The sequence below is a fragment of the Allobosea sp. FW305-C-101 genome (assembly GCF_058783685.1).
Genome location: NZ_JBYSYT010000003.1, coordinates 413,378 through 433,173, shown reverse-complemented (window position 1 = coordinate 433,173; position 19,796 = coordinate 413,378). Strand labels below are relative to the sequence as shown.

At 66.7% G+C, this 19,796-nt stretch carries 22 protein-coding genes; 15 read left to right on the top strand and 7 right to left on the bottom strand.

Annotation, left to right across the window (positions count from 1 at the left end; all coding sequences use genetic code 11):
• The first annotated feature begins 145 nt into the window (after positions 1 to 145).
• Together AC3WMA_RS16775 and AC3WMA_RS16770 are read left to right on the top strand one after the other, a co-directional pair.
• Positions 146 to 730: a 2'-5' RNA ligase family protein gene (locus AC3WMA_RS16775; protein ID WP_492286505.1), complete on the top strand. Its 585-nt coding sequence runs from the start codon at positions 146 to 148 to the stop codon at positions 728 to 730.
• 118 nt (positions 731 to 848) lie between these two features.
• On the top strand, positions 849 to 1,556 hold the full coding sequence (locus AC3WMA_RS16770; RefSeq protein WP_492286504.1) for a glutathione S-transferase N-terminal domain-containing protein: 708 nt from the start codon (positions 849 to 851) through the stop codon (positions 1,554 to 1,556).
• Positions 1,557 to 1,589: 33 nt separating this feature from the next.
• Here the strand turns inward: AC3WMA_RS16770 and AC3WMA_RS16765 are convergent, their stop codons facing one another.
• Complete coding sequence (locus AC3WMA_RS16765) at positions 1,590 to 2,129, bottom strand: phosphoribosyltransferase family protein (RefSeq protein WP_492286503.1); 540 nt, start codon at positions 2,127 to 2,129, stop codon at positions 1,590 to 1,592.
• A 155-nt stretch (positions 2,130 to 2,284) separates the two neighbouring features.
• Here AC3WMA_RS16765 and AC3WMA_RS16760 point away from each other — a divergent pair, with 155 nt between their 5' ends.
• From AC3WMA_RS16760 to AC3WMA_RS16750, 3 genes are all read left to right on the top strand, one after another.
• Entirely contained in the window at positions 2,285 to 2,641 is a 357-nt protein-coding gene (locus AC3WMA_RS16760) for an ArsC family reductase (protein WP_492286502.1), read from the top strand.
• 82 nt (positions 2,642 to 2,723) lie between these two features.
• Entirely contained in the window at positions 2,724 to 3,887 is a 1,164-nt protein-coding gene (gene tgt, locus AC3WMA_RS16755; protein WP_492286501.1) for a tRNA guanosine(34) transglycosylase Tgt, read from the top strand.
• Positions 3,884 to 4,669 (top strand): hypothetical protein, encoded by a 786-nt coding sequence (locus AC3WMA_RS16750; protein ID WP_492286500.1) that lies wholly within the window; start codon positions 3,884 to 3,886, stop codon positions 4,667 to 4,669. The genes tgt and AC3WMA_RS16750 overlap by 4 nt, the downstream gene beginning before the upstream one ends.
• Here the strand turns inward: AC3WMA_RS16750 and AC3WMA_RS16745 are convergent.
• On the bottom strand, positions 4,583 to 5,572 hold the full coding sequence (locus AC3WMA_RS16745) for a DMT family transporter (protein WP_492286499.1): 990 nt from the start codon (positions 5,570 to 5,572) through the stop codon (positions 4,583 to 4,585). The two genes, AC3WMA_RS16750 and AC3WMA_RS16745, sit on opposite strands and share 87 nt — an antisense overlap.
• A gap of 171 nt (positions 5,573 to 5,743) precedes the next feature.
• Here AC3WMA_RS16745 and AC3WMA_RS16740 point away from each other — a divergent pair, with 171 nt between their 5' ends.
• Complete coding sequence (locus AC3WMA_RS16740) at positions 5,744 to 6,373, top strand: hypothetical protein (RefSeq protein WP_492286498.1); 630 nt, start codon at positions 5,744 to 5,746, stop codon at positions 6,371 to 6,373.
• 24 nt (positions 6,374 to 6,397) lie between these two features.
• Here the strand turns inward: AC3WMA_RS16740 and eno are convergent, their stop codons facing one another.
• A complete protein-coding gene (eno, locus tag AC3WMA_RS16735; RefSeq protein WP_492286497.1) occupies positions 6,398 to 7,681 on the bottom strand; it encodes a phosphopyruvate hydratase in 1,284 nt (427 codons plus the stop codon).
• A 202-nt stretch (positions 7,682 to 7,883) separates the two neighbouring features.
• A complete protein-coding gene (locus AC3WMA_RS16730; protein WP_492286496.1) occupies positions 7,884 to 8,207 on the bottom strand; it encodes a hypothetical protein in 324 nt (107 codons plus the stop codon).
• Positions 8,208 to 8,501: 294 nt separating this feature from the next.
• Between AC3WMA_RS16730 and queF the strand changes: the two genes are divergently transcribed.
• Positions 8,502 to 8,957 (top strand): preQ(1) synthase, encoded by a 456-nt coding sequence (queF, locus tag AC3WMA_RS16725; RefSeq protein WP_293808740.1) that lies wholly within the window; start codon positions 8,502 to 8,504, stop codon positions 8,955 to 8,957.
• 116 nt (positions 8,958 to 9,073) lie between these two features.
• Here queF and AC3WMA_RS16720 read toward each other — a convergent pair whose 3' ends face one another.
• Positions 9,074 to 10,270 carry an MFS transporter gene (locus tag AC3WMA_RS16720; protein WP_492286495.1) on the bottom strand — a complete coding sequence of 399 codons (1,197 nt, stop codon included), beginning with the start codon at positions 10,268 to 10,270 and terminating at the stop codon, positions 9,074 to 9,076.
• Positions 10,263 to 11,135 carry a 3-deoxy-8-phosphooctulonate synthase gene (gene kdsA, locus AC3WMA_RS16715; RefSeq protein WP_492286494.1) on the bottom strand — a complete coding sequence of 291 codons (873 nt, stop codon included), beginning with the start codon at positions 11,133 to 11,135 and terminating at the stop codon, positions 10,263 to 10,265. Before kdsA ends, AC3WMA_RS16720 begins: the two co-directional genes overlap by 8 nt.
• Positions 11,136 to 11,400: 265 nt before the next feature.
• On the opposite strand from kdsA, the gene clpS reads away from it, so the two are divergent.
• The 5 genes from clpS (at position 11,401) to AC3WMA_RS16690 (ending at position 15,545) form a co-directional block, all read left to right on the top strand.
• On the top strand, positions 11,401 to 11,766 hold the full coding sequence (gene clpS / locus AC3WMA_RS16710; RefSeq protein WP_492286620.1) for an ATP-dependent Clp protease adapter ClpS: 366 nt from the start codon (positions 11,401 to 11,403) through the stop codon (positions 11,764 to 11,766).
• Between the two features lie 46 nt (positions 11,767 to 11,812).
• Positions 11,813 to 14,338, top strand: coding sequence for an ATP-dependent Clp protease ATP-binding subunit ClpA (gene clpA / locus AC3WMA_RS16705; protein WP_492286493.1), 2,526 nt, complete (start codon positions 11,813 to 11,815; stop codon positions 14,336 to 14,338).
• 7 nt (positions 14,339 to 14,345) lie between these two features.
• Entirely contained in the window at positions 14,346 to 14,642 is a 297-nt protein-coding gene (locus tag AC3WMA_RS16700; protein ID WP_492286492.1) for a hypothetical protein, read from the top strand.
• Between the two features lie 195 nt (positions 14,643 to 14,837).
• Entirely contained in the window at positions 14,838 to 15,176 is a 339-nt protein-coding gene (locus tag AC3WMA_RS16695; RefSeq protein WP_492286491.1) for a YciI family protein, read from the top strand.
• A 114-nt stretch (positions 15,177 to 15,290) separates the two neighbouring features.
• Positions 15,291 to 15,545 carry a hypothetical protein gene (locus tag AC3WMA_RS16690; RefSeq protein WP_492286490.1) on the top strand — a complete coding sequence of 85 codons (255 nt, stop codon included), beginning with the start codon at positions 15,291 to 15,293 and terminating at the stop codon, positions 15,543 to 15,545.
• A gap of 42 nt (positions 15,546 to 15,587) precedes the next feature.
• On the opposite strand, the gene AC3WMA_RS16685 is transcribed toward AC3WMA_RS16690, so the two are convergent.
• The gene (locus AC3WMA_RS16685; RefSeq protein ID WP_492286489.1) at positions 15,588 to 17,459 is read right to left on the bottom strand and encodes an ABC-F family ATP-binding cassette domain-containing protein; all 1,872 of its coding nucleotides are present in this window, start codon (positions 17,457 to 17,459) and stop codon (positions 15,588 to 15,590) included.
• Here AC3WMA_RS16685 and AC3WMA_RS16680 point away from each other — a divergent pair.
• The 3 genes from AC3WMA_RS16680 to proS all read left to right on the top strand — a co-directional run bounded on the left by AC3WMA_RS16680 (position 17,440) and on the right by proS (position 19,795).
• Positions 17,440 to 17,739 (top strand): hypothetical protein, encoded by a 300-nt coding sequence (locus AC3WMA_RS16680; protein WP_492286488.1) that lies wholly within the window; start codon positions 17,440 to 17,442, stop codon positions 17,737 to 17,739. The two genes, AC3WMA_RS16685 and AC3WMA_RS16680, sit on opposite strands and share 20 nt — an antisense overlap.
• Positions 17,740 to 17,798: 59 nt before the next feature.
• Positions 17,799 to 18,299 carry a pantetheine-phosphate adenylyltransferase gene (gene coaD / locus AC3WMA_RS16675; RefSeq protein WP_492286487.1) on the top strand — a complete coding sequence of 167 codons (501 nt, stop codon included), beginning with the start codon at positions 17,799 to 17,801 and terminating at the stop codon, positions 18,297 to 18,299.
• A 164-nt stretch (positions 18,300 to 18,463) separates the two neighbouring features.
• Positions 18,464 to 19,795 (top strand): proline--tRNA ligase, encoded by a 1,332-nt coding sequence (gene proS, locus AC3WMA_RS16670; protein WP_492286486.1) that lies wholly within the window; start codon positions 18,464 to 18,466, stop codon positions 19,793 to 19,795.
• Position 19,796: the final 1 nt, after the last annotated feature.

The following is a 19,796-nucleotide window of genomic DNA, read 5'->3' as shown; positions in this document are numbered from 1 at the left end:
CAGCCGTGCGGCCACCGAGGGCAGCCTAGACGTGGGGTGAGTGGCGCTCAAGCGCGGGCGGGGGTGTCGCGGCGACTGGCAGCGTTGCGATTTTCGCCGGGCGGATTGTAGCTTATTAAGTTCCTGTTTTGTTCTAAAGTGCGATATGCAGCTCGTTCTCGACCTCGAAGGTGGGCGAGAGTTCCGGCCACGAGAAGGCCGCCGCCCGCCCCGTTATTTCTTCGCGCTCCTTCCGGATGCGGAGGCGAAGCTGCGAATCCACCAATTGGCCGGTGAGTTGAGCGCGCGGCTTTCCATCTCCGGCGAGTTACGCGGACCTGAAAAGTATCATGTGACCTTGCGGGGCATCGCGGCCCCCGACGGGCCGTTCGGGCAGAGCATCGCGATGGCGCGTATGGTCGCGGAGGCGATCCGGAGGACATCCTTCGCGGTGAAGTTCGACCAGGCTGCGAGCTTCGGAAAGCCGCCGAACTACGCATTTTCGCTAATGACAGGAGAGAACTTGCCGGGGGCTAACGGCTTGTCCGGCACACTCCTCGACGCGTTGCGGCGCACTGGACTCAAGGTCGATGGGTCGAGCTTCCAGCCGCATGTGACGCTGTTCTACGACCGCAGGCGCCGGGAGCCGATCGATCTGCCGGAGCTGCGCTGGCAGGTGCGCGAATTCGTCCTGATCGAGAGCATCGATCGCAGGCCGTATCAGATTCTCGGCTCCTGGCCGCTCGGCTGAACTCCATGCAGCAGCGCAAGGCCGGTTTGCGGCAATCGGGCCCCCGCGCCGTTGCTTTGGGCGCGGCCGGCTCTATCGTTCCCGGCCGAAGCCTCATCCGATTCAGACGGAGCCTTTCATGGCCGATCTCTCTGCCTTTCCGATCACCAAGCGCTGGCCTGCGGCGCATCCCGACCGCATCCAGCTCTATTCGCTGCCGACGCCGAACGGCGTGAAGGTCTCGATCGCGCTGGAGGAGCTGGAACTCCCCTACGAGCCGCATCTCATCGATATCGGCAAGAACGAGACCTGGGGGCCGGAATTCCTGTCGCTGAACCCCAATGGCAAGATCCCGGCGATCATCGATCCCAACGGCCCGGACGGAAAACCGTTCGGCCTGTGGGAATCCGGCGCGATCCTGCTCTATCTCGCCGAGAAGACCGGCAAGCTCCTGCCGAAGGACCCAGCCGCCCGCTACGAGACGATCCAGTGGGTGTTCTTCCAGATGGCGGCGATCGGCCCGATGTTCGGCCAGCTCGGCTTCTTCCATAAGTTCGCCGGCCGCGAATACGAGGACAAGCGCCCGCGCGACCGCTATGCCAGCGAGAGCAAGCGCCTGCTCGGCGTGCTGGAGAGCCGGCTTGCGAGCCACAGCTGGATCATGGGCGACGACTACAGCATCGCCGATATCGCGATCCTCGGCTGGGTGCGCAACCTCGTTGGCTTCTATGACGCCGGTGGGCTCGTCGATTACGCCAAGCTGACCCATGTGCCGATCTGGCTGGAGCGCTGCCTGTCGCGCCCGGCCGTGCAGCGCGGCCTCGACAGCCCGAAGCGCCCGGCCTGAGCGCCGGCCACGGCTCTGGTCCAGCCCGAGGGGCTACTCGGGTTGGGCGGGAGGCAGCTTCTGCAGGGTGTGCACGGCGATGCCGCCCTGCGCCAGCCGCTCGCGGCCGCCGAGGCCTTCGAGCTCGAAGACGAAGAGCGCATGCGTGCAGCGTGCGCCCAGCCGGCGGAGTAGCTGCGCCGTCGCCAGCGCCGTGCCGCCGGTCATCAAGCAGTCGTCGATGATCGCGACCTCGCGCCCTTCCAGCGCCTGGCCTTTCGACAGGGCGATGCCATTGCCGAGCTCGTAATTGGCGGCGAGGCTGCGGACGACATCGGCGCGGATCGAGCCGACCTTGCGGATATCGATGAAGCCGAGGCCGTTGCGCAGCGCCAGCGCGCCGGCGAAGCCCAAGCCGCCGATATCGATGCCGGCGAGGAGGTCTATCTCCTTGTCGAGACCGGCCGAGAGAGCGTCGCAAGCCGTCCGCATCCAGCGGGGATCGCTGGTGAAGGTCGTGGCATCGGGAAAGTCGACGCCGGGGACGGGATGGTTCTTCCAGCGCCGATGGGGAAAAGCCGGGCTATCCGGCATTTTTGGCTCGGAGGCTGAAGCGGTATCCATGCTAATCCCTGCCTGTATCCGGCGCTGCCGCCCGCCCTGTCATGCCTGTCTGCCGCCCGGCCGGCGAACCGTGATGACAGCCGGGCAGCGGATGCCGTGCGGCTTCACGGGGTTCGGACGACGGCATGACGATCACCATCTACGGCATCAAGAATTGCGACACGATGAAGAAGGCGCGCGTCTGGCTGGATAGCCATGGCGTCGCCGTCGCTTTCCACGACTACAAGGCAAGCGGGATCGACAGGGCCTCGCTGGAGCGCTGGGTCAAGGAGCACGGCTGGGAGACGGTGCTGAACCGCGCCGGCACGACCTTTCGCGCGCTGCCCGATGCCGAGAAGCAGGGGCTCGATGCCGGGAAGGCGATCGCGCTGATGCTGGCGCAGCCCTCGATGATCAAGCGGCCGGTTCTCGATCTCGGCCAAGGCAAGACGATCGTCGGCTTCAAGCCGGATATCTACGAGGCGGCGGTCGCGAAGGGCTGAAGCCCGCGCATGACGGGGCGGAACGGCCATCCGGCGCGCGGGTCTCTTCCCTAAACCGGCGCGCTGTTCTACCTCGCAGGCCATGACCGCACAGCCCCAAGCCACGCAGCCCGAGATCGCTGCCACACCCGCATTCACCTTCAAGGTCGCGGCCCGCGATGGCGCCGCGCGCACCGGCGCGATCAGCATGCCGCGCGGCGTCATCCGCACGCCGGCCTTCATGCCGGTCGGCACCGCCGCGACCGTCAAGGGCATGTATCCCGAGCAGGTGAGGGCGCTCGGCGCCGATGTCGTGCTCGGCAACACCTATCACCTGATGCTGCGGCCGGGCGCCGAGCGCGTCGCGAAGCTCGGCGGCCTGCACAAGTTCATGAACTGGCCGCACCCGATCCTCACCGATTCCGGCGGCTTTCAAGTGATGTCGCTCGCCAATCTCCGCAAGCTGACCGAGGAGGGCGTGACCTTCCGCTCCCATATCGACGGCTCGAAGCATGTCCTGACGCCCGAGCGCTCCGTCGAGATCCAGAACCTGCTCGGCTCCGATATCGTGATGCAGCTCGACGAATGCGTGGCGCTGCCCTGCGAGGAGAAGGTCGCGGAGAAGGCGATGCGCCTGTCGCTGCGCTGGGCCGAGCGCTGCAAGGTGGCGTTCGGCGACCATCCGGGGCGGGCGCTTTTCGGCATCGTGCAGGGCGGGGACGTGCCGCATCTGCGCGTCGAGAGCGCGCGCGAACTCGCCGCGATGGACCTGAAGGGCTATGCCGTTGGTGGGCTGGCCGTCGGGGAGCCGCAGGACGTCATGCTGGCGATGATCGAGACGGTCGAGCCGCATCTGCCGCAGGAGAAGCCGCGTTACCTGATGGGTGTCGGCACGCCCGACGACATCGTGAAATCGGTGGCGCGCGGCATCGACATGTTCGATTGCGTGATGCCGACGCGGGCCGGCCGCCACGGCCAGATCTTCACGCGCTTCGGCCGGATGAACCTCAAGAACGCCAAGCATGCCGAGGACCCGCGCCCGGTCGACGCGCAATCCTCCTGCCCGGCCGCCAATAGCTGGTCGCGCGCCTATCTGCACCATCTCGTTAAGGCCGAGGAGATGCTCGGCAAGATGCTGCTGACCTGGGTGAACCTCGCCTATTACCAGGACCTGATGGCGGGCCTGCGCGCCGCGATCGCCGCCGGACGGCTCGACGACTTCATCGCCGAGACCCGCGAAGGCTGGGAAAAGGGCGAGCCGGCTTGAGCACGGGCCTCGCCCTGCTGCCTCTCAAGATGGCGCTCGCGGCCTCGGTGGTCGTGAGCTGCTCGATGCTGGCCGAGCGGGCCGGGCCATTGATGGCGGCGATGATCGCGACCCTGCCGATCTCGCTCGGGCCGGTCCTCGTCTTCCTGGCGCTCGACCATGGCCCGGACTTCATCGCGGGCGCCGCGCTCGGCACGATGAACGCCAATGCCACCCATGCCAGCTTCGTGCTGAGCTATGTCCTGCTCGCACAGCGCCATGGGGTGGTCGTCTCCCTCGGAGGGGCGTTGGCGATCTGGACGGTGCTCCTGCTGCTTTTGCGCAGCATGGCCCTGTCGGTCGTGCCGCTCACGGTGCTGACGGTGCTCGCCCTGTCGGTCGTGCATGTGCTCGTGCGGCCCTATCTCAAGGTGCGTGCCAAGCCGCCGGCCGGAATCTCGCGCTATGCCATCCCGATCCGCGCGGCCTGCGTCGCGGCGCTGGTCGGCCTCGTGACCGGCCTCAGCGAGCGCGTCGGGCCGCAATGGTCCGGCATCCTCGCCGGCCTGCCTATCATCCTGTCGAGCCTGATCATCATCCTGCACCTGCGGGCTGGCGGGCCGGCCGCGGCGGCCGTCATCGGCAGCAGCGCGCTCGGCCTGCTCGGCGCCGGCCTGGGGCTGGCGGCGGTGCATCTCGCCGCCGTGCCCTGGGGCTCATGGACGGCGCTGGGGCTCGGCCTCGCCATCGCGGTTCTGTGGAACCTGATCCTGCTCGGGCTGGCGCGCCGGGCGGCGCCATGACGCCACGAACAGGCCGCCGATGATCAGCACGATACCGGCGAGCTGGAGCGAGGACGGAATCTCGCCCAGCGCGGGGATCGCGAGCAGCGTGCCGGTGACCGGGATCAGCGGGGGAAAGCGCCCGACCACGGACGGCCCCAGCACATGGGCGGCCCAGCCCCAGACCCAGAGCCCGACGATGACGTTGAGCACGCCCTGATTGAAGCCGTGCAGCGCCAGCACCCACCAGGGCGCGACGTCGAAGCCGCGGAAATAGAACAGGAAATAGATCGGCAGATAGACCAGCGACAGGACCGAGACGATCGCCGTCGCCTTCAGGCCGTCGATCTGCCAGCGCTGGATCATCAGGGGATAGAAGCCCCAGAGCAGGCCGACGCCGAGGAAGCAGAGATCGCCGCGCAGCGTCATGGCGTTCGCGCCGGCGCTGCCGGCGATGCCAAGGCAGATCAGGCCGGCGAGCACGCCCGCGACGCCGATCATGAGCCGGCCGGTCAGGGCCGCGCCGAACATCACGACCGAGCCGATGATGCCGATCAGCGTCACCGTACCTGGTCCGATCGTGGCGCCATGGGCGGCGGGCGCCATCGTCAGGCCGGTCAGCATCAGATAGGTCATCGGGAAGCCGCTGCTCAGCGTCAGCCAGAGGCCGCGCTTCCAGCCGACGCCGCCGCAGGAGGCCAGGCCGGGCCGCAGGAAGATCGGCAAGAGCAGCAGGCCGGCAGTGGCGAAGCGCAGCACCATCAGGTCATGCTGGGTCAGCCCGTTCAGGACGGCATGGCGGCTGATGACGAAGTTCGAGCCGTAGATCAGAACGGCCAGCAGCATGCCGAGCGCCGCGAGGCGTTTGCGGCGGCGCACCCTCGCATCGGTCTCGAGCATCGCGGCCGGGGTGATCTGGTCCATCTCCCTTCTCTAACGCCGCATCGTCCGAGCCGTTACGGGGCAGTACGCATGGCGTCCGCGCGTATGGCGGCAGACCGTATTTGCGCCCCGTTTCGGCCCCGCTGGCGCCCAGAGGCCACGGCTTCCTTGCGATGCAACATGCAAGGGGCGCAGCAATGCGGAGCGCGACCGATGCCGACAGATTCTGATTTTCCCGCCCCAACCACGATGGCGGCCCGATTGGGGAGCGACCTCCTGCTCACGTTGGGCGTCGCCACGGCGACGGCCTTGCTCGTGATGGTGCCGACGCTCATGTCCGATGCGGCGCCCGATCGCGCCAAGGCGCCGAGCTTGACCTTGCTGCGCGACGGCAAGCTCACGGATCGGCTGGCGGAGTTTGCATCAGGGAGCGAGGACGGTTTCTCGGAGGAGCGTCTGCTGACGCCAGCCGCGCTGGTGATGCCGATGGCGCTCGCCTGGCCCGAGCCGGGTGACTGGACCTCGCCGCGGGCAATTGTTGCTCAAGCGAAGGCGCCGGCTGCAGCCAGCGCCGCCGCGCTGCCGCCGCGCCGTCTGGTGGCGCTGTCCGAGAAGAAGGGGCAGGGGCCGGGAGCGCCGCTTGTGATCTTGCCGCCAATGGCGATGGTCACCGTGGACCGGGCGGAAGCATCGGGCGGCGAGGCCGGCGATTCATCCCTGCGGCAGTACGTTGTGGCGCCGGCGATGAAGGTCGTCGATGTCGTATCCGGCGCGGCCGGGAGCGTGCAGGCGGCAGGGTCATGGACCCTGACGCAGGCGAACGGCCTGCTGCCGCGCTGGTGAGCGCGGCAGCTTGAAGGCTTTCGATCAGGCCAGAGCCTTCAGCGCGTTGCGGCCGGCATAGACGGCCTGCGCGCCCAGCTCTTCCTCGATGCGCAGGAGCTGGTTGTACTTCGCGGTCCGGTCCGAGCGGGCGAGAGAGCCGGTCTTGATCTGCCCGCAATTCGTCGCGACGGCGAGGTCGGCGATGGTCGAATCCTCGGTCTCGCCCGAGCGATGCGACATCACGGCGGTATAGCCGGCGCGCTGCGCCATCTCGACGGCGGCGAGCGTCTCGGTCAGCGAGCCGATCTGGTTGACCTTGACCAGGATCGAGTTCGCCGTCTTCGTCTTGATGCCCTGCGACAGGCGGGTGACGTTGGTGACGAAGAGATCGTCGCCGACGAGCTGGCACTTCGAGCCGACGAGATCGGTCAGCGCCTTCCAGCCCTCCCAGTCATCCTCGGCCATGCCGTCCTCGATCGAGACGATCGGGTAGTTGCCGACGAGCTTGGCGAGATACTTGGCCTGGGCCTTCGGATCGCGCGTCTTGCGCTCGCCCTCGTAGACGTAGGAACCGTCCTTGAAGAATTCGGTCGCGGCGCAGTCGAGCGCCAGCGCGACGTCCTCACCCGGCTTGTAGCCGGCGGTCTCGATCGCCTGCATGACGAAGTCGAGCGCGGCCTCGGCCGACTTGATGTTCGGGGCGAAGCCGCCCTCGTCGCCGACATTGGTGTTGTGGCCGGCGTCGTGCAGCTTCTTCTTCAGGGTGTGGAAGATCTCCGCGCCCATGCGCAGGCCTTCGGCGAAGGAGGTCGCGCCGATCGGCATGACCATGAATTCCTGGAAGTCGATCGGGTTGTCGGCATGGGCGCCGCCATTGACGATGTTCATCATCGGCACGGGCAGGACGCGGGCCGAGGTGCCACCGACATAGCGGTAGAGCGGCAGGCCCGACGCCTCGGCGGCGGCCTTGGCGACGGCGAGCGAGACGCCGAGGATGGCGTTGGCGCCGAGCTTCGACTTGTTGGGGGTGCCGTCGAGCTCGATCATGGTCTGGTCGATCGCGGTCTGGTCCTCGGCGTCCATGGCGACAATCGCTTCGGCGATGGCGACGTTCACCGCCTCGACCGCCTTGAGCACGCCCTTGCCGAGATAGCGCGACTTGTCGCCGTCGCGCAGCTCCACCGCCTCATGCGCGCCGGTCGAGGCGCCTGAAGGGACAGCGGCGCGGCCCATCGAGCCGTCTTCCAGCACGACATCGACCTCGACCGTCGGGTTGCCGCGGGAATCGAGGATCTGGCGTCCGATGATGTCGATGATCGCGGTCATGGCAGGCTCCGGAAGAGGCGGGGCGGGATGGATAGGGCGCTTCTAGCCAAGAGCCTGCCGCGGGGAAAGCCTCAATCGGCGGTTCGCGACGCTACGGCAGCGGTTCGATGGCGCGGGGCTTGCGGATTGTCCGGGGCATCGAGACGCTTCGTCCCATCGGGAAACGATCATGTTCCAGACCATGCCTAACCGCCGCCGGCCTTCACTCACCTCTGTCCTGTTCTGGTCCGGTCTGACCGTCCTGTGGTGGGCGGGGCTTTGCCTCGTCGCGGGGCGGCCGGTCTGGTTCTGGTAGGTCTTCCGGCTCGTCGGGCAGGCCGAGATAGCTGCCGAGCATGAAACCGGCCTGCAGCGCGAAGAGATAGCCGATCCAGACGAGGACGACGAAGAGGCTTAACTCGCCGCGGAAAATCCACGCCGGAAAGACGACGAGCGTGACCGCGGCGCTGGCGAGAATGATTGCCGGATAGCCATGGGACAGGCCGATCAAAAGGCCGATCAGGAATAATATGCCGGCAATGATCATATAGTTCGGTCTACGCTTCCGATTTCGCGAAATCGAAGTAGAGCGTACCGCTCGATCACGCAAACAAGCGTGTGGAAGATCGAGAAATATTTAAGAAAACTACCGAAGTTAATTGCTTAAAATTTGAGTGTTGTCTCAAGTTGTTGTTTTATATTTAATTGGAGGCCGTTTGTTCCGGCTTGCGGTGCGCCGGGCCAGCCTCTTTCCGCCAGCTCAAGCGGCGCGGCGCCGGTGGCAGTTCCCAGACCGGCCGGAGATGCTCTAGAACGCCGGCCAAATGCAGGAGCATCCCACATGACCATCGACGCCTCGACCTTGCAGCTCGGCCAGAGCAGCGCCTTGCCCGCCTCGCCGGAGGAGGCGCGGCTCGACCGCGTGCCCAATCCGCATGCCGGCACGAACTATCTCGCCCGTTTCACCTGCCCGGAATTCACCTCGATCTGCCCGGTCACCGGCCAGCCCGATTTCGGCATCCTCGTCATCGACTACCTGCCGGGGCAATGGCTGGTCGAGTCGAAGTCGCTGAAGCTCTATCTCGGCTCGTTCCGCAATCACGGCGCCTTCCACGAAGATTGCACCGTCTCGATCGGCAAGACGCTGGTCGATCTGCTGGAGCCGGAATGGTTCCGCATCGGCGGCTACTGGTATCCGCGCGGCGGCATTCCGATCGACGTGTTCTGGCAGACGGGCGAGCCGCCGAAGGGCCTCTGGCTGCCGGACCAGGGCGTCGCGCCCTATCGCGGGCGGTGAGTCTTATCGTTCTCGCTTGACGTTCTGCGTCATGCCCGGGCTTGACCCGGGCATCTCCCGATCGAGATTCTCGGGTCAAGCCCCGAGAATGACGCCTTCGACCTGCGGCCTGCGCCTCAGGTCCGCGTGCCCAATGGAGGGAGCACGCGCGGGGTCACGATACCCAGCGTGCCGATGGTGATGCCGAAGACGACCAGCGCCAGCTGCGGGCCGAGCAGATGCAAGAGCGCGCCCATGATCAGCGGTCCGGTCGCATGGCCCATGAAGAAGAAGCAGGCGAACAGCGCCATGGCCGAGCCGCGTGCCGTCGGCGCCAGTTCCGTCGCCTGGGCCTGGAAAGTGCCGTGCATCAGGAAGAAACCGAAGCCGGTCACCAGGAAGATGCCGATCGCGCTCCACCACGGGCCAGGAATGATGAAGGCAAAATAGCTCAGCGCCACGGCGAGCCCGCCATAGCGCATCATCTGGCGCGGGCCGACGCGCTCGACGAGGATGCGGGTGAGGAGGCCGTAGACGAGCCCGCCGAGCCCCATGGCGCCGATGGCGAGCCCGGCCTCGGAGGCGCCGACGCCGGAGCGCTCGTGCAGGATCGCGGCGATGAAGGGCTGCAATCCGAAGACGAAGGCGCCTTCGATCATGACGAGCAGATAGAGCAGCTTGCTGCGCGGGTTGGCGAAGACCGCCTTGTAGCTCGTGATCGCGCCGGCGAGGCTTAAGGGCGGGCGGGCCGCATCCGGCCGGGGCTTGAGCACGAGCCGCACCAGCAGGGCGCCGCCCGCCGCGAGAAGCCCGGCAATGACCAGCACGGCGCGCCAGCCGATATGGTCGGCGACGAGCCCTGAGAAGGTCGCGCCCGCCATCTGGCCGATGATCATGATGACGAGGAAGCGGCCGAGCATGATCTGCCGCTCGGCCATCGGGGCGCGGTCGCCGATCGCGGCCATCGCGGCCGGGATGATGCCGCCGGCCATGACGCCGCCGAGCGCGCGCAGCACGAGCAGCATCCAGAAATCCGTCGCGAAGGCGGCAAGGATCGAGAGAATGCACAAAGCCGCGAGGCAGGTGGCGATGCTGCGCAGCTTGCCGACCGAGTCGGCGATCGGGCCGAGGAAGGGCTGGCCGAGCGCGTAGCAACTGGCGAAGGCGGTCACCAGGAAGGCAATCTGGTGGACGCTTTGGCCGAACTCGCCGGCCAAGGTTGGCACCAGCGGATCGATCAGCCGCATGGTGAAGGTCGAGGCGAAACCGCAGAGCCCGAGGACCGGGATCAGGGCCCCCAGATTGTCGCCGGGGGCCTTGGCGGGTTCAGACATAGGCGAGCGCCGCCGGGGCCGTCCGCGACTTGGCGAGGCGGTCGAAGCCCTGCAATTCGGCGATCAGGCCCTTGAACTCGGAAAGCGGCACCATGTTGGGGCCGTCCGAGGGCGCCTTGTCGGGATCGGGATGGGTCTCGATGAAGAGGCCGGCGACGCCGACGGCGACCGCCGCGCGCGACAGCACCGGCACGAATTCGCGCTGGCCGCCGGTCGAGGCGCCCTTGCCGCCGGGCTGTTGCACCGAATGGGTGGCGTCGAAGATCACGGGCGCGCCGATCTCGGCCATGGTCGGCAGGGCACGCATGTCGGAGACCAGCGTGTTGTAGCCGAAGGAGGCGCCGCGCTCGGTCAGCATCACGTTCGGGTTGCCGCTCTCGGTCACCTTGGCGGCGACATTGACCATGTCCCAGGGCGCGAGGAACTGGCCCTTCTTGACGTTGACGACGCGGCCGGTCTTCGCGGCGGCGACGAGCAGGTCGGTCTGGCGGCAGAGGAAGGCCGGAATCTGGAGGATGTCGACGATTTCCGCCACGGTCGCGCATTGGTCGACCTCGTGCACGTCGGTCAGGACCGGCAGGCCGGTGCGCTCGCGAATCTCGGCATAGACGGGCAGGGCCGCCTTCATGCCGATGCCGCGGGCGCCCTTGACGCTGGTGCGGTTGGCCTTGTCGAAGGAAGCCTTGAAGACGAGGCCGATATTCAGCTCCTCCGCAATTTGCTTGAGCGCCAGCGCGCATTCGAGCGCGTGGTTGCGGCTTTCCATCTGGCAGGGGCCGGCGATCAGGGCGAACGGCAGCGCATTGCCGAAGCGCACGGGGCGGGCGAGATTCTCGCCGATGGTCACGATGGCGTTGGGAGTCATGGCGGCGTCCTTGTCCAGCGGGCTGCCGGGCTTAAGTCCGCCGGTACGGCCGGGTCAAGTCAGGGCAGCCCTGCGGTGAGCTTATAGATGGGGCTCGCTTGCGAACGGGCTGGCGAAGCGGGAGCGAGGTCTGTAAATTCGCAAGCGAAGCACTATCTCGATTGGCGATGCAGGATCGGATGTGGATACGGCGCGGACGGAAATGATGCAGTCAGGCCAGGACAAGGCAAGGCAGGCAGGGCGTCCGGCGCGGGCCGGCGATGGGCTGATCATGGCCGATCGTCCCAAGCGCGGCCAGCCGCCGAACGATGGCGGCGGGCGCGAAGGCAATGGGCGCGAGGGCAGCGGCACCGCCGTCCTCACCCGGACGCGGACGCGCAAGCCCAATCTCTATCGCGTCCTGCTGCTCAACGACGACTACACCCCGATGGAGTTCGTCGTTCACGTTCTGGAGCGGTTCTTCAACAAGGACCGCTCCGAGGCCACGCAGATCATGATGCATGTGCATCAGAACGGCGTCGGCGAATGCGGCGTCTTTACCTACGAAGTCGCCGAGACCAAGGTTACGCTCGTCATGGATCTGGCGCGCAAGCACATGCATCCGCTGCAATGCGTGATGGAGAAAAAGTAGCCTTGGGTTCGATAGTCCATTTGGAAATCAGATAGGAGCGCGCCCCTTGCCGAGTTTCTCGCGCAGTCTCGAACAGGCGCTTCACCGGGCTCTGGCCCTCGCCAATGAGCGCCGTCACGAATACGCCACCCTTGAGCACCTGCTGCTCGCGCTGGTCGATGACCAGGATGCGGCCGCGGTGATGCGCGCCTGCAGCGTCGATCTCGACCTGCTCAGGCGCAATCTCGTCGACTATATCGACGCGGAACTGACCAATCTCGTCACCGATGGCCGTGACGATTCCAAGCCGACCGCCGGCTTCCAGCGCGTCATCCAGCGCGCGGTTATACATGTCCAGTCCTCGGGCCGCGAGGAGGTGACCGGCGCCAATGTGCTCGTCGCGATGTTCGCCGAGCGCGAGAGCCACGCCGCGTATTTCCTGCAGGAGCAGGACATGACCCGCTACGACGCGGTCAACTATATCAGCCATGGCATCGCCAAGCGCCCCGGCGCCAGCGAGAGCCGGCCCGTGCGCGGTTCCGAGGAGGAGGGCGAGCCGCAGCGCGAGCAGCGCTCCGAGCAGGGCCAGGCCGAGGATAAGGACAAGAAGAAAAAGGAAAGTGCGCTCGACGCTTACTGCGTCAACCTCAACCGCAAGGCGAGGGACGGGCGCATCGATCCGCTGATCGGCCGCGAGGCCGAGGTGCAGCGCACGATCCAGATCCTGTGCCGCCGCCAGAAGAACAATCCGCTGCTGGTCGGCGATCCCGGCGTCGGCAAGACCGCGATCGCCGAGGGCCTTGCCCTCAAGATCACGCGCGGCGAGGTGCCCGAGGTGCTGGAGGACGCGACCGTCTTCTCGCTCGACATGGGCACGCTGCTCGCCGGCACGCGCTATCGCGGCGATTTCGAGGAACGCCTCAAGCAGGTGATGAAGGAGATCGAGCAGCACCCGAAGGCGATCATGTTCATCGACGAGATTCACACGGTGATCGGCGCCGGTGCGACCTCGGGCGGCGCGATGGATGCCTCGAACCTGCTGAAGCCGGCGCTGGCCTCGGGCTCGCTGCGCTGCATCGGCTCGACCACCTACAAGGAATACCGCCAGTATTTCGAGAAGGACCGGGCGCTGGTGCGCCGCTTCCAGAAGATCGACGTCAACGAGCCGTCGGTGCCGGATACGATCGAGATCCTGAAGGGGCTGAAGCCCTATTTCGAGGAGTTCCACAAGCTGCGCTACACCAACGACGCCATCAAGGCGGCGGTGGAGCTCTCGGCCCGCTACATCCATGACCGCAAGCTGCCGGACAAGGCGATCGACGTGATCGACGAGACCGGCGCCTCGCAGATGCTGGTGACCGAGTCGAAGCGCAAGAAGACGATCGGCGTGAAGGAGATCGAGGCGGCGATCGCGACCATGGCGCGCATCCCGGCCAAGACCGTCTCCAAGGACGATGCCGAGGTGCTGCGCAATCTCGAGACGACGCTGAAGCGCACGGTCTACGGGCAGGAGAAGGCGATCGAGGCTTTGTCCTCCTCGATCAAGCTCGCCCGCGCGGGGCTGCGCGACGGCGAGAAGCCGATCGGCTGCTATCTCTTCGCCGGCCCGACCGGCGTCGGCAAGACCGAGGTCGCGCGCCAGCTCGCCTCCTCGCTCGGGGTCGAGCTGATCCGCTTCGACATGTCCGAATATATGGAGCGCCACACCGTCTCGCGATTGATCGGCGCGCCTCCCGGCTATGTCGGCTTCGACCAGGGCGGGTTGCTGACCGACCAGATCGACCAGCATCCGCATAGCGTGCTGCTGCTCGACGAGATCGAGAAGGCCCATCCCGACCTGTTCAACATCCTCCTGCAGGTGATGGACCACGGCAAGCTGACCGACAATAACGGCAAGCAGGTCGATTTCAGGAACGTCATCCTGATCATGACCACCAATGCCGGCGCCGCCGACATGGCCCGCAACGCCTATGGCTTCACCCGGACCAAGCGCGAGGGCGACGATACCGAGGCGATCAACAAGCTGTTCGCGCCGGAATTCCGCAACCGGCTCGATTCGGTCATCTCCTTCGGCCATCTGCCGAAGACGGTGGTCGCCCGCGTCGTCGACAAGTTCGTGCTCCAGCTCGAAGCCCAGCTCGCCGACCGCAACGTCACGATCGAACTCTCGGACGAGGCGCGCGAATGGCTGGTCGAGAACGGCTATGACGAGGCGATGGGCGCTCGCCCGATGGCGCGGCTCATCCAGCAGACTATCAAGACGCCGCTTGCCGACGAGGTGCTGTTCGGGCGCCTGAAGAACGGCGGCGCGGTCAAGGTCGTCGTCGTTCAGTCCGAGACCGGCATCAAGGTGCTCGGCCTCGAATTCCCGGACGGGCCGGCCAAGCCCAAGCCGGAGAAGGATGTCGAGGCCGCGACCGCCAAGCGGGTGCCGAAGCCGCGCGCGAAAGCTGCGGCTGCCGGCAAAACGGCCAAGACTCCGCCGCGGCGAGCGCCTAAAGGTGGCGGAACTCCGGATGAGACGGGTGGCGCGCCGAAGGCCTCGGCCAAGGGCGTCCGCACCGTGCCGAAGGTCCCGCTGACGAAGGCCTGAGAACGTGTTGTTCAAGCGAAAGACCGCGAGCCTCGCCGCCGATAGCGGCGAGGTGCTTCAGGAGGCGCCGGTGGCGCCCGCTGCGCCGGCGCGCCCGAAGAAGGAAAAGCTCGGCTGGTTCGAGAAGCGGGACCGGCGCCGCCGCCGCCGCAAGATCTTCGAGGAGGTGCTGGGCTGGATCCTGGTGCCGGCCTTCATCTATCTGATCTATCTCGGCGTGCAGGCTGTCGGCGGCATCCCCAAGGAACTGGTCGATTTCGCCAATGAGCTGATCGCGCTCGCGATGAAGGGCGGCAAGGGCTGAGACTGCCGCCGCGGACGCTGTTCAGGCGCTCTAAGCTCTTCACCAGCAGCCACTCCTTCTCCGTAGCGGCCCAGCGCCTTTGCCGGCGCGACAACTGCCAACCCTTGTCAGGATCGTGCGAGAAGGCGCGATTGGCGAACGGCTGAGCCACCGACTGCGCTTGTTTCCATCGAAACGGCTGCGCATCATCGCGGCATGACGAAATACCTGATCTCCTTTCCAAGCGAGGCGATGGTGGTCACGGGCGAGCAGCTGGCCGCTGCCTCCGTCGATTCCCACGCCGTGATCGAGGAGGCCAAGGCGGCCGGCATCTATGTCTTCGGCGGCGGGATCAACGAGCCGGTCGCCCCCGTGCTCGTCGCTGCCGATGGATCGGTGTCCGAGGATATCTATCCGGGCAGCCGCCTCAATGGCGGCTTCGCGGTGCTGGAGCTGCCGACGCGCGAGGAGGCCGTGAAATGGGCGGCGAAGCTCGCGCGGGCTTGCCGCTGCTCGCAGGAGCTCCGCGAGTTCATGTACGATCCGGCCAGCTAGAATCACGGGTGCGTTGCTGGCAGAAGCGCCGCTCGCCGGTAGCCGCTCGACAAGCAAGCCATCGCAAACCGAGACGAGTGGCCGACGCCCCGCCGCCGTCGTAGGTTACCGCTTATGATCAGATTCGCTCTCGCTACCGCGCTGGTCGCGATCGCCCTGGGTGCCGCCGATGGTGCGCTCGCAGCAGGCTCGTGCCGCCCGACACGAGACGGCAAGGACCGCATGGATATGTCAGGCGGCTGCCCGAGCGGCTATGTCGTCCGCGGTGCCTGCTGCGAATCCGTACGGCCGATTTCGCAGCCCACCGGCGCGCATACCTGCCCGGCCGGCACGATGCTGAGGCTCGGCGCCTGCGTCCCGCGACAGTAGGCGGCCAGCCGCGACAGCGCCGTATACGGTAGGCCTGACGCCTCAAGCGTTCTCCAGCTCCTCGCCGAGCAGCAGCCATTCTTCCTCGGCGGCCGCCAGCGCCTCCGACAGTTCCGCGCGCTGGCGCGAGATCTGAACAGCCTTGTCGGGGTCGCGGGCGAAAGCGCCGTTGGCGAGCGCAGCATCGACCTTCTCGATCAGGCCCGTCAGCTTGGCGATGCGCGCCTCGGCGAGGTTGAGCTTCTGCCTGAGCGGCCCCTGCGCGGCGCGCTTCGTCGCGGCTTCCTTGCGCTCGTCGGCCTTGGGTTTGGCGTTGGCCTCAGGCGCCGCCTTGCCGCGTTTCTCGGCCTTGGCGGCGCCCAGCACATAGGTGCGGTAATCGTCCATGTCGCCGTCGAAATTCTTCACCGTGCCGCCGCCGACGAGCCAGAGCCGGTCGGCGCAGGCCTCGATCAGGAAGCGGTCGTGGCTGACGAGGATGACGGCGCCGGGATAGTCGTTGATCGCGTTGACCAGCGCGGTGCGGCTGTCGATGTCGAGATGGTTGGTCGGCTCGTCGAGGATGAGCAGATGCGGCCCGTGGAAGGTCGCGAGGCCGAGCATCAGACGCGCCTTCTCGCCGCCGGAGAGCAGCTTCACCGGCGTATCCGCCTTGTTCGCGGGGAAGCCGATCTGCGCCGCCTTGGAGCGGACCTTGGCTTCGGGCGCGTCCGGCATCAGGTCGCGCAGATGGCCGACCGGCGTGTCTTCGATACGCAGTTCGTCGAGCTGGTGCTGGGCGAAATAGGCCGTCTCCAGCTTGCTCGACTTCTTCATCTCGCCGGACATGGCATCGAGCCGCCCGCCGATCAGCTTGCAGAAGGTCGACTTGCCGTTGCCGTTCGAGCCGAGGAGCGCAATGCGGTCGTCCGGCGCCAGCGACAGGTTGAGCCGCGATAAAACCTTGCGCTCGCCATAGCCGGCGCTGGCATCTTCCAGCACGATCATCGGCGGCGAGAGCGGCTTTTCCGGCCCGGGGAAGGAGAAGGGCTGCACGTCGCGGTCGACGATCGCGGCGATCGTCTGCATCTTCTCCAGTCGCTTGACGCGCGACTGCGCCTGCCGGGCCTTCGTCGCCTTGGCCTTGAAGCGGTCCACGAAGGACTGGAGATGCTTGCGCTCGGCGTCCTGCTTCTCCTTGGCGCGGGCGAGCTGCATCTGCTTCTCGGCGCGCTGCTTCTCGAAGGAGGAATAGCCGCCGCGATAGAGCGTCAGCTTGCCCTGGTCGAGATGCATGATGTGGTCGACCGAGGTGTCGAGCAGTTCGCGATCGTGGCTGATGACGATCACCGTATGCGGATAGCGCTCCAGATAGTCGTAGAGCCAGAGCGTGCCTTCGAGGTCGAGATAGTTGGTCGGCTCGTCGAGCAGCAGCAGGTCGGGCTCGGAGAACAGCACGGCCGCGAGCGCGACGCGCATGCGCCAGCCGCCCGAGAAATCGGAGCAGGGGCGCTGCTGCGCCTCCTCGTTGAAGCCGAGCCCGTGCAGCACCATCGCGGCGCGCGCCGGGGCGGAGTGCGCGCCGATATCGGCGAGCCGCGTGCCGATCTCGGCGATGCGGTGCGGATCGGTCGCGGTCTCCGCTTCCGTCATCAGGGCGGTGCGCTCGGTATCGGCCGCGAGCACGACCTCGATCAGCGTCTCCGGGCCGCCCGGCGCTTCCTGCGCGACGCCGCCGATGCGCCGGCCCTTCGGCAGGCTGATATTGCCGCTCTCGGTGCCGAGATCGCCGGTGATGATCTTGAACAGCGTGGTCTTGCCCGTGCCGTTGCGGCCGACGAAGCCGACGCGCGCGCCGTCAGGGATGGCGGCGCCGGTATGGTCGAGCAGCAGGCGCTCGCCGAGGCGGTAGGTGATGTCGTTGATCGTCAGCATGGCGCGCCCGTTTAGGCCGGGGAGGCCTGAAAAGGCAATCGAAAGCCGGAACAAGCGGCCGATGTCACCGTTTCGTCAAAATCTTGCCTTGGGACGGCCCCCGCTGGCCATCACCCAAGGGAAACCGGATCAACCGCGATTCGCCGAGGTTATCTTCATGGATACCCGCCTGTCCTTCGCCAGCTCCCGCCGCGCTTCCGCTACGGCGTCCCTCATGGTTCTCGTCTCGATCATCATCGGCAGCGCCGCAGCGCTCGCCGCGCTGGTGCCGCTGAGCTGAGACCGCCAAGCCCCTGAGAAGACTTGTCGTCTCCCGGTCCAGCCGCTAACGCTGGCCCTATGGCACGCATTGCTTTCTACACCGGCTCCTTCGACCCTGTGACCAACGGCCATGCCGACGTCATCGCGGCGGCCGCCGGCCTCTGCGACAGGCTCGTCCTGGCGATCGGGGTCCATCCCGGCAAAACCCCGCTGCTCTCCGTCGATATCCGCGCCGAATTGCTGCGCGCCGTCGCCGGGCCGTTGCTCGCGGCCAAAGGCGCGGCGCTCGATGTCGTGACCTTCGACGATCTCGCGGTGGACGCGGCGCGCCGGGCAGGGGCCTCGATCATCATCCGCGGCCTGCGCGACGGCAGCGATCTCGACTACGAGATGCAGATGGCCGGGATGAACGGCACGATGGCGCCGGATGTGCAGACCGTCTTCCTGCCGGCCTCGCCCGGCGTGCGCTACATAACCGCGACGCTGGTGCGCCAGATCGCGGCGATGGGCGGCGATGTCTCGCCCTTCGTGCCGGCCCCGGTGTTCGCTGCGCTGAAGACGCGCTTCGCCAAGGGCTGACGGCGCGATCACGGCGAAAGGCACATAACTTCGCCATCTTCCGCCGCTTCCTGCTGATTTTGGTTTGCATTTTGCCGAGAGCGATGGTGTCTCTCAGCGAGGCCGACTCGCTTTCCGATCACCCGGCGCGATTCCGCGCGCAGGGCCCTCCGACAGGTTTTCCGATGCGTCTTTCCCGCTATTTCCTGCCCCTTCTGCGCGATACGCCCAAGGAAGCGGAGATCGTCTCGCACCGGCTGATGCTGCGCGCCGGCATGATCCGCCAGCAATCGGCGGGCATCTATTCCTGGCTGCCGCTGGGCCTGCGCGTGCTGAACAAGATCAGCAACGTCGTCCGCGAGGAGCAGAATCGCTCGGGCGCCGTCGAGATCCTGATGCCGACCATCCAGTCGGCCGATCTCTGGCGCGAGAGCGGGCGCTACGACGCCTATGGCAAGGAGATGCTGCGCATCAAGGACCGGCATGACCGCGACATGCTGTACGGGCCGACCAACGAGGAGATGGTCACCGAGATCGTCCGTTCCTACGTCAAGTCCTACAAGGACCTGCCGCTCAACCTCTACCACATCCAGTGGAAGTTCCGGGACGAGGTCCGCCCGCGTTTCGGCGTGATGCGCGGCCGCGAGTTCCTGATGAAGGACGCCTATTCCTTCGATCTCGACAAGGATACGGCGCGCCACGCCTATAACCGCATGTTCACGGCCTATCTGCGCACCTTCACGCGGCTCGGCCTCAAGGCGATTCCGATGAAGGCCGATACCGGCCCGATCGGCGGCGATCTCAGCCACGAGTTCATCGTGCTCGCCTCGACCGGCGAGAGCGAGGTCTTCTGCCACAGCGACTACCTGAACTTCGAGACGCCGGCCGCCGACACCGATTTCGACAGCGTCGCCGGCCTGCAGGGCGTCTTCGACAAGTGGACGAGCCTCTACGCCGCGACCGAGGAAATGCACGACAAGGCCGCCTTCGAGGCGGTCCCTGAAGACAAGCGCGTCTCCGCGCGCGGCATCGAGGTCGGCCATATCTTCTATTTCGGCACGAAATATTCCGAGCCGATGGGTGCGACCGTCGCCGGGCCGGACGGCCAGCCCGTGCTGCTGCATGGCGGCTCCTACGGCATCGGGCCGAGCCGCCTCGTCGCGGCGCTGATCGAGGCCGGTCATGACGATTCCGGCATCGTCTGGCCCGAGGAGATCGCGCCCTTCGACATCGCGGTCATCAACCTCAAGGCCGGCGACGCGGCGACGGACGGCGCGGCCGAGCGCATCTACAAGGACCTGCTCGCCAAGGGCTACGACGCCGTGCTCGATGACACCGACGACCGGCCGGGCGCCAAGTTCGCCACCGCCGACCTGATCGGCGTGCCCTGGCAGATCATCGTCGGCCCGAAGGGGCTGGCCGAGGGCAAGGTCGAGATCAAGCGTCGCGCTGGCGGCGAGCGCGAACTCGTCTCGCTGGAGGCCGCGCTCGATCGCTTCAAGGGCCGGGCGGCGTGAC

Excerpts from the sequence above, each read along its gene's own strand:
- AC3WMA_RS16775 (WP_492286505.1), top strand. The coding sequence starts at position 146 with ATGCAGCTCGTTCTCGACCTCGAAGGTGGGCGAGAGTTCCGGCCACGA.
- AC3WMA_RS16770 (WP_492286504.1), top strand. The coding sequence starts at position 849 with ATGGCCGATCTCTCTGCCTTTCCGATCACCAAGCGCTGGCCTGCGGCG.
- AC3WMA_RS16765 (WP_492286503.1), bottom strand. The coding sequence starts at position 2,129 with ATGCCGGATAGCCCGGCTTTTCCCCATCGGCGCTGGAAGAACCATCCC.
- AC3WMA_RS16760 (WP_492286502.1), top strand. The coding sequence starts at position 2,285 with ATGACGATCACCATCTACGGCATCAAGAATTGCGACACGATGAAGAAG.
- tgt (WP_492286501.1), top strand. The coding sequence starts at position 2,724 with ATGACCGCACAGCCCCAAGCCACGCAGCCCGAGATCGCTGCCACACCC.
- AC3WMA_RS16745 (WP_492286499.1), bottom strand. The coding sequence starts at position 5,572 with ATGGACCAGATCACCCCGGCCGCGATGCTCGAGACCGATGCGAGGGTG.
- AC3WMA_RS16740 (WP_492286498.1), top strand. The coding sequence starts at position 5,744 with ATGCCGACAGATTCTGATTTTCCCGCCCCAACCACGATGGCGGCCCGA.
- eno (WP_492286497.1), bottom strand. The coding sequence starts at position 7,681 with ATGACCGCGATCATCGACATCATCGGACGCCAGATCCTCGATTCCCGC.
- AC3WMA_RS16730 (WP_492286496.1), bottom strand. The coding sequence starts at position 8,207 with ATGATCATTGCCGGCATATTATTCCTGATCGGCCTTTTGATCGGCCTG.
- queF (WP_293808740.1), top strand. The coding sequence starts at position 8,502 with ATGACCATCGACGCCTCGACCTTGCAGCTCGGCCAGAGCAGCGCCTTG.
- AC3WMA_RS16720 (WP_492286495.1), bottom strand. The coding sequence starts at position 10,270 with ATGTCTGAACCCGCCAAGGCCCCCGGCGACAATCTGGGGGCCCTGATC.
- kdsA (WP_492286494.1), bottom strand. The coding sequence starts at position 11,135 with ATGACTCCCAACGCCATCGTGACCATCGGCGAGAATCTCGCCCGCCCC.
- AC3WMA_RS16695 (WP_492286491.1), top strand. The coding sequence starts at position 14,838 with ATGACGAAATACCTGATCTCCTTTCCAAGCGAGGCGATGGTGGTCACG.
- AC3WMA_RS16690 (WP_492286490.1), top strand. The coding sequence starts at position 15,291 with ATGATCAGATTCGCTCTCGCTACCGCGCTGGTCGCGATCGCCCTGGGT.
- AC3WMA_RS16680 (WP_492286488.1), top strand. The coding sequence starts at position 17,440 with ATGTCGTTGATCGTCAGCATGGCGCGCCCGTTTAGGCCGGGGAGGCCT.
- AC3WMA_RS16685 (WP_492286489.1), bottom strand. The coding sequence starts at position 17,459 with ATGCTGACGATCAACGACATCACCTACCGCCTCGGCGAGCGCCTGCTG.
- coaD (WP_492286487.1), top strand. The coding sequence starts at position 17,799 with ATGGCACGCATTGCTTTCTACACCGGCTCCTTCGACCCTGTGACCAAC.
- proS (WP_492286486.1), top strand. The coding sequence starts at position 18,464 with ATGCGTCTTTCCCGCTATTTCCTGCCCCTTCTGCGCGATACGCCCAAG.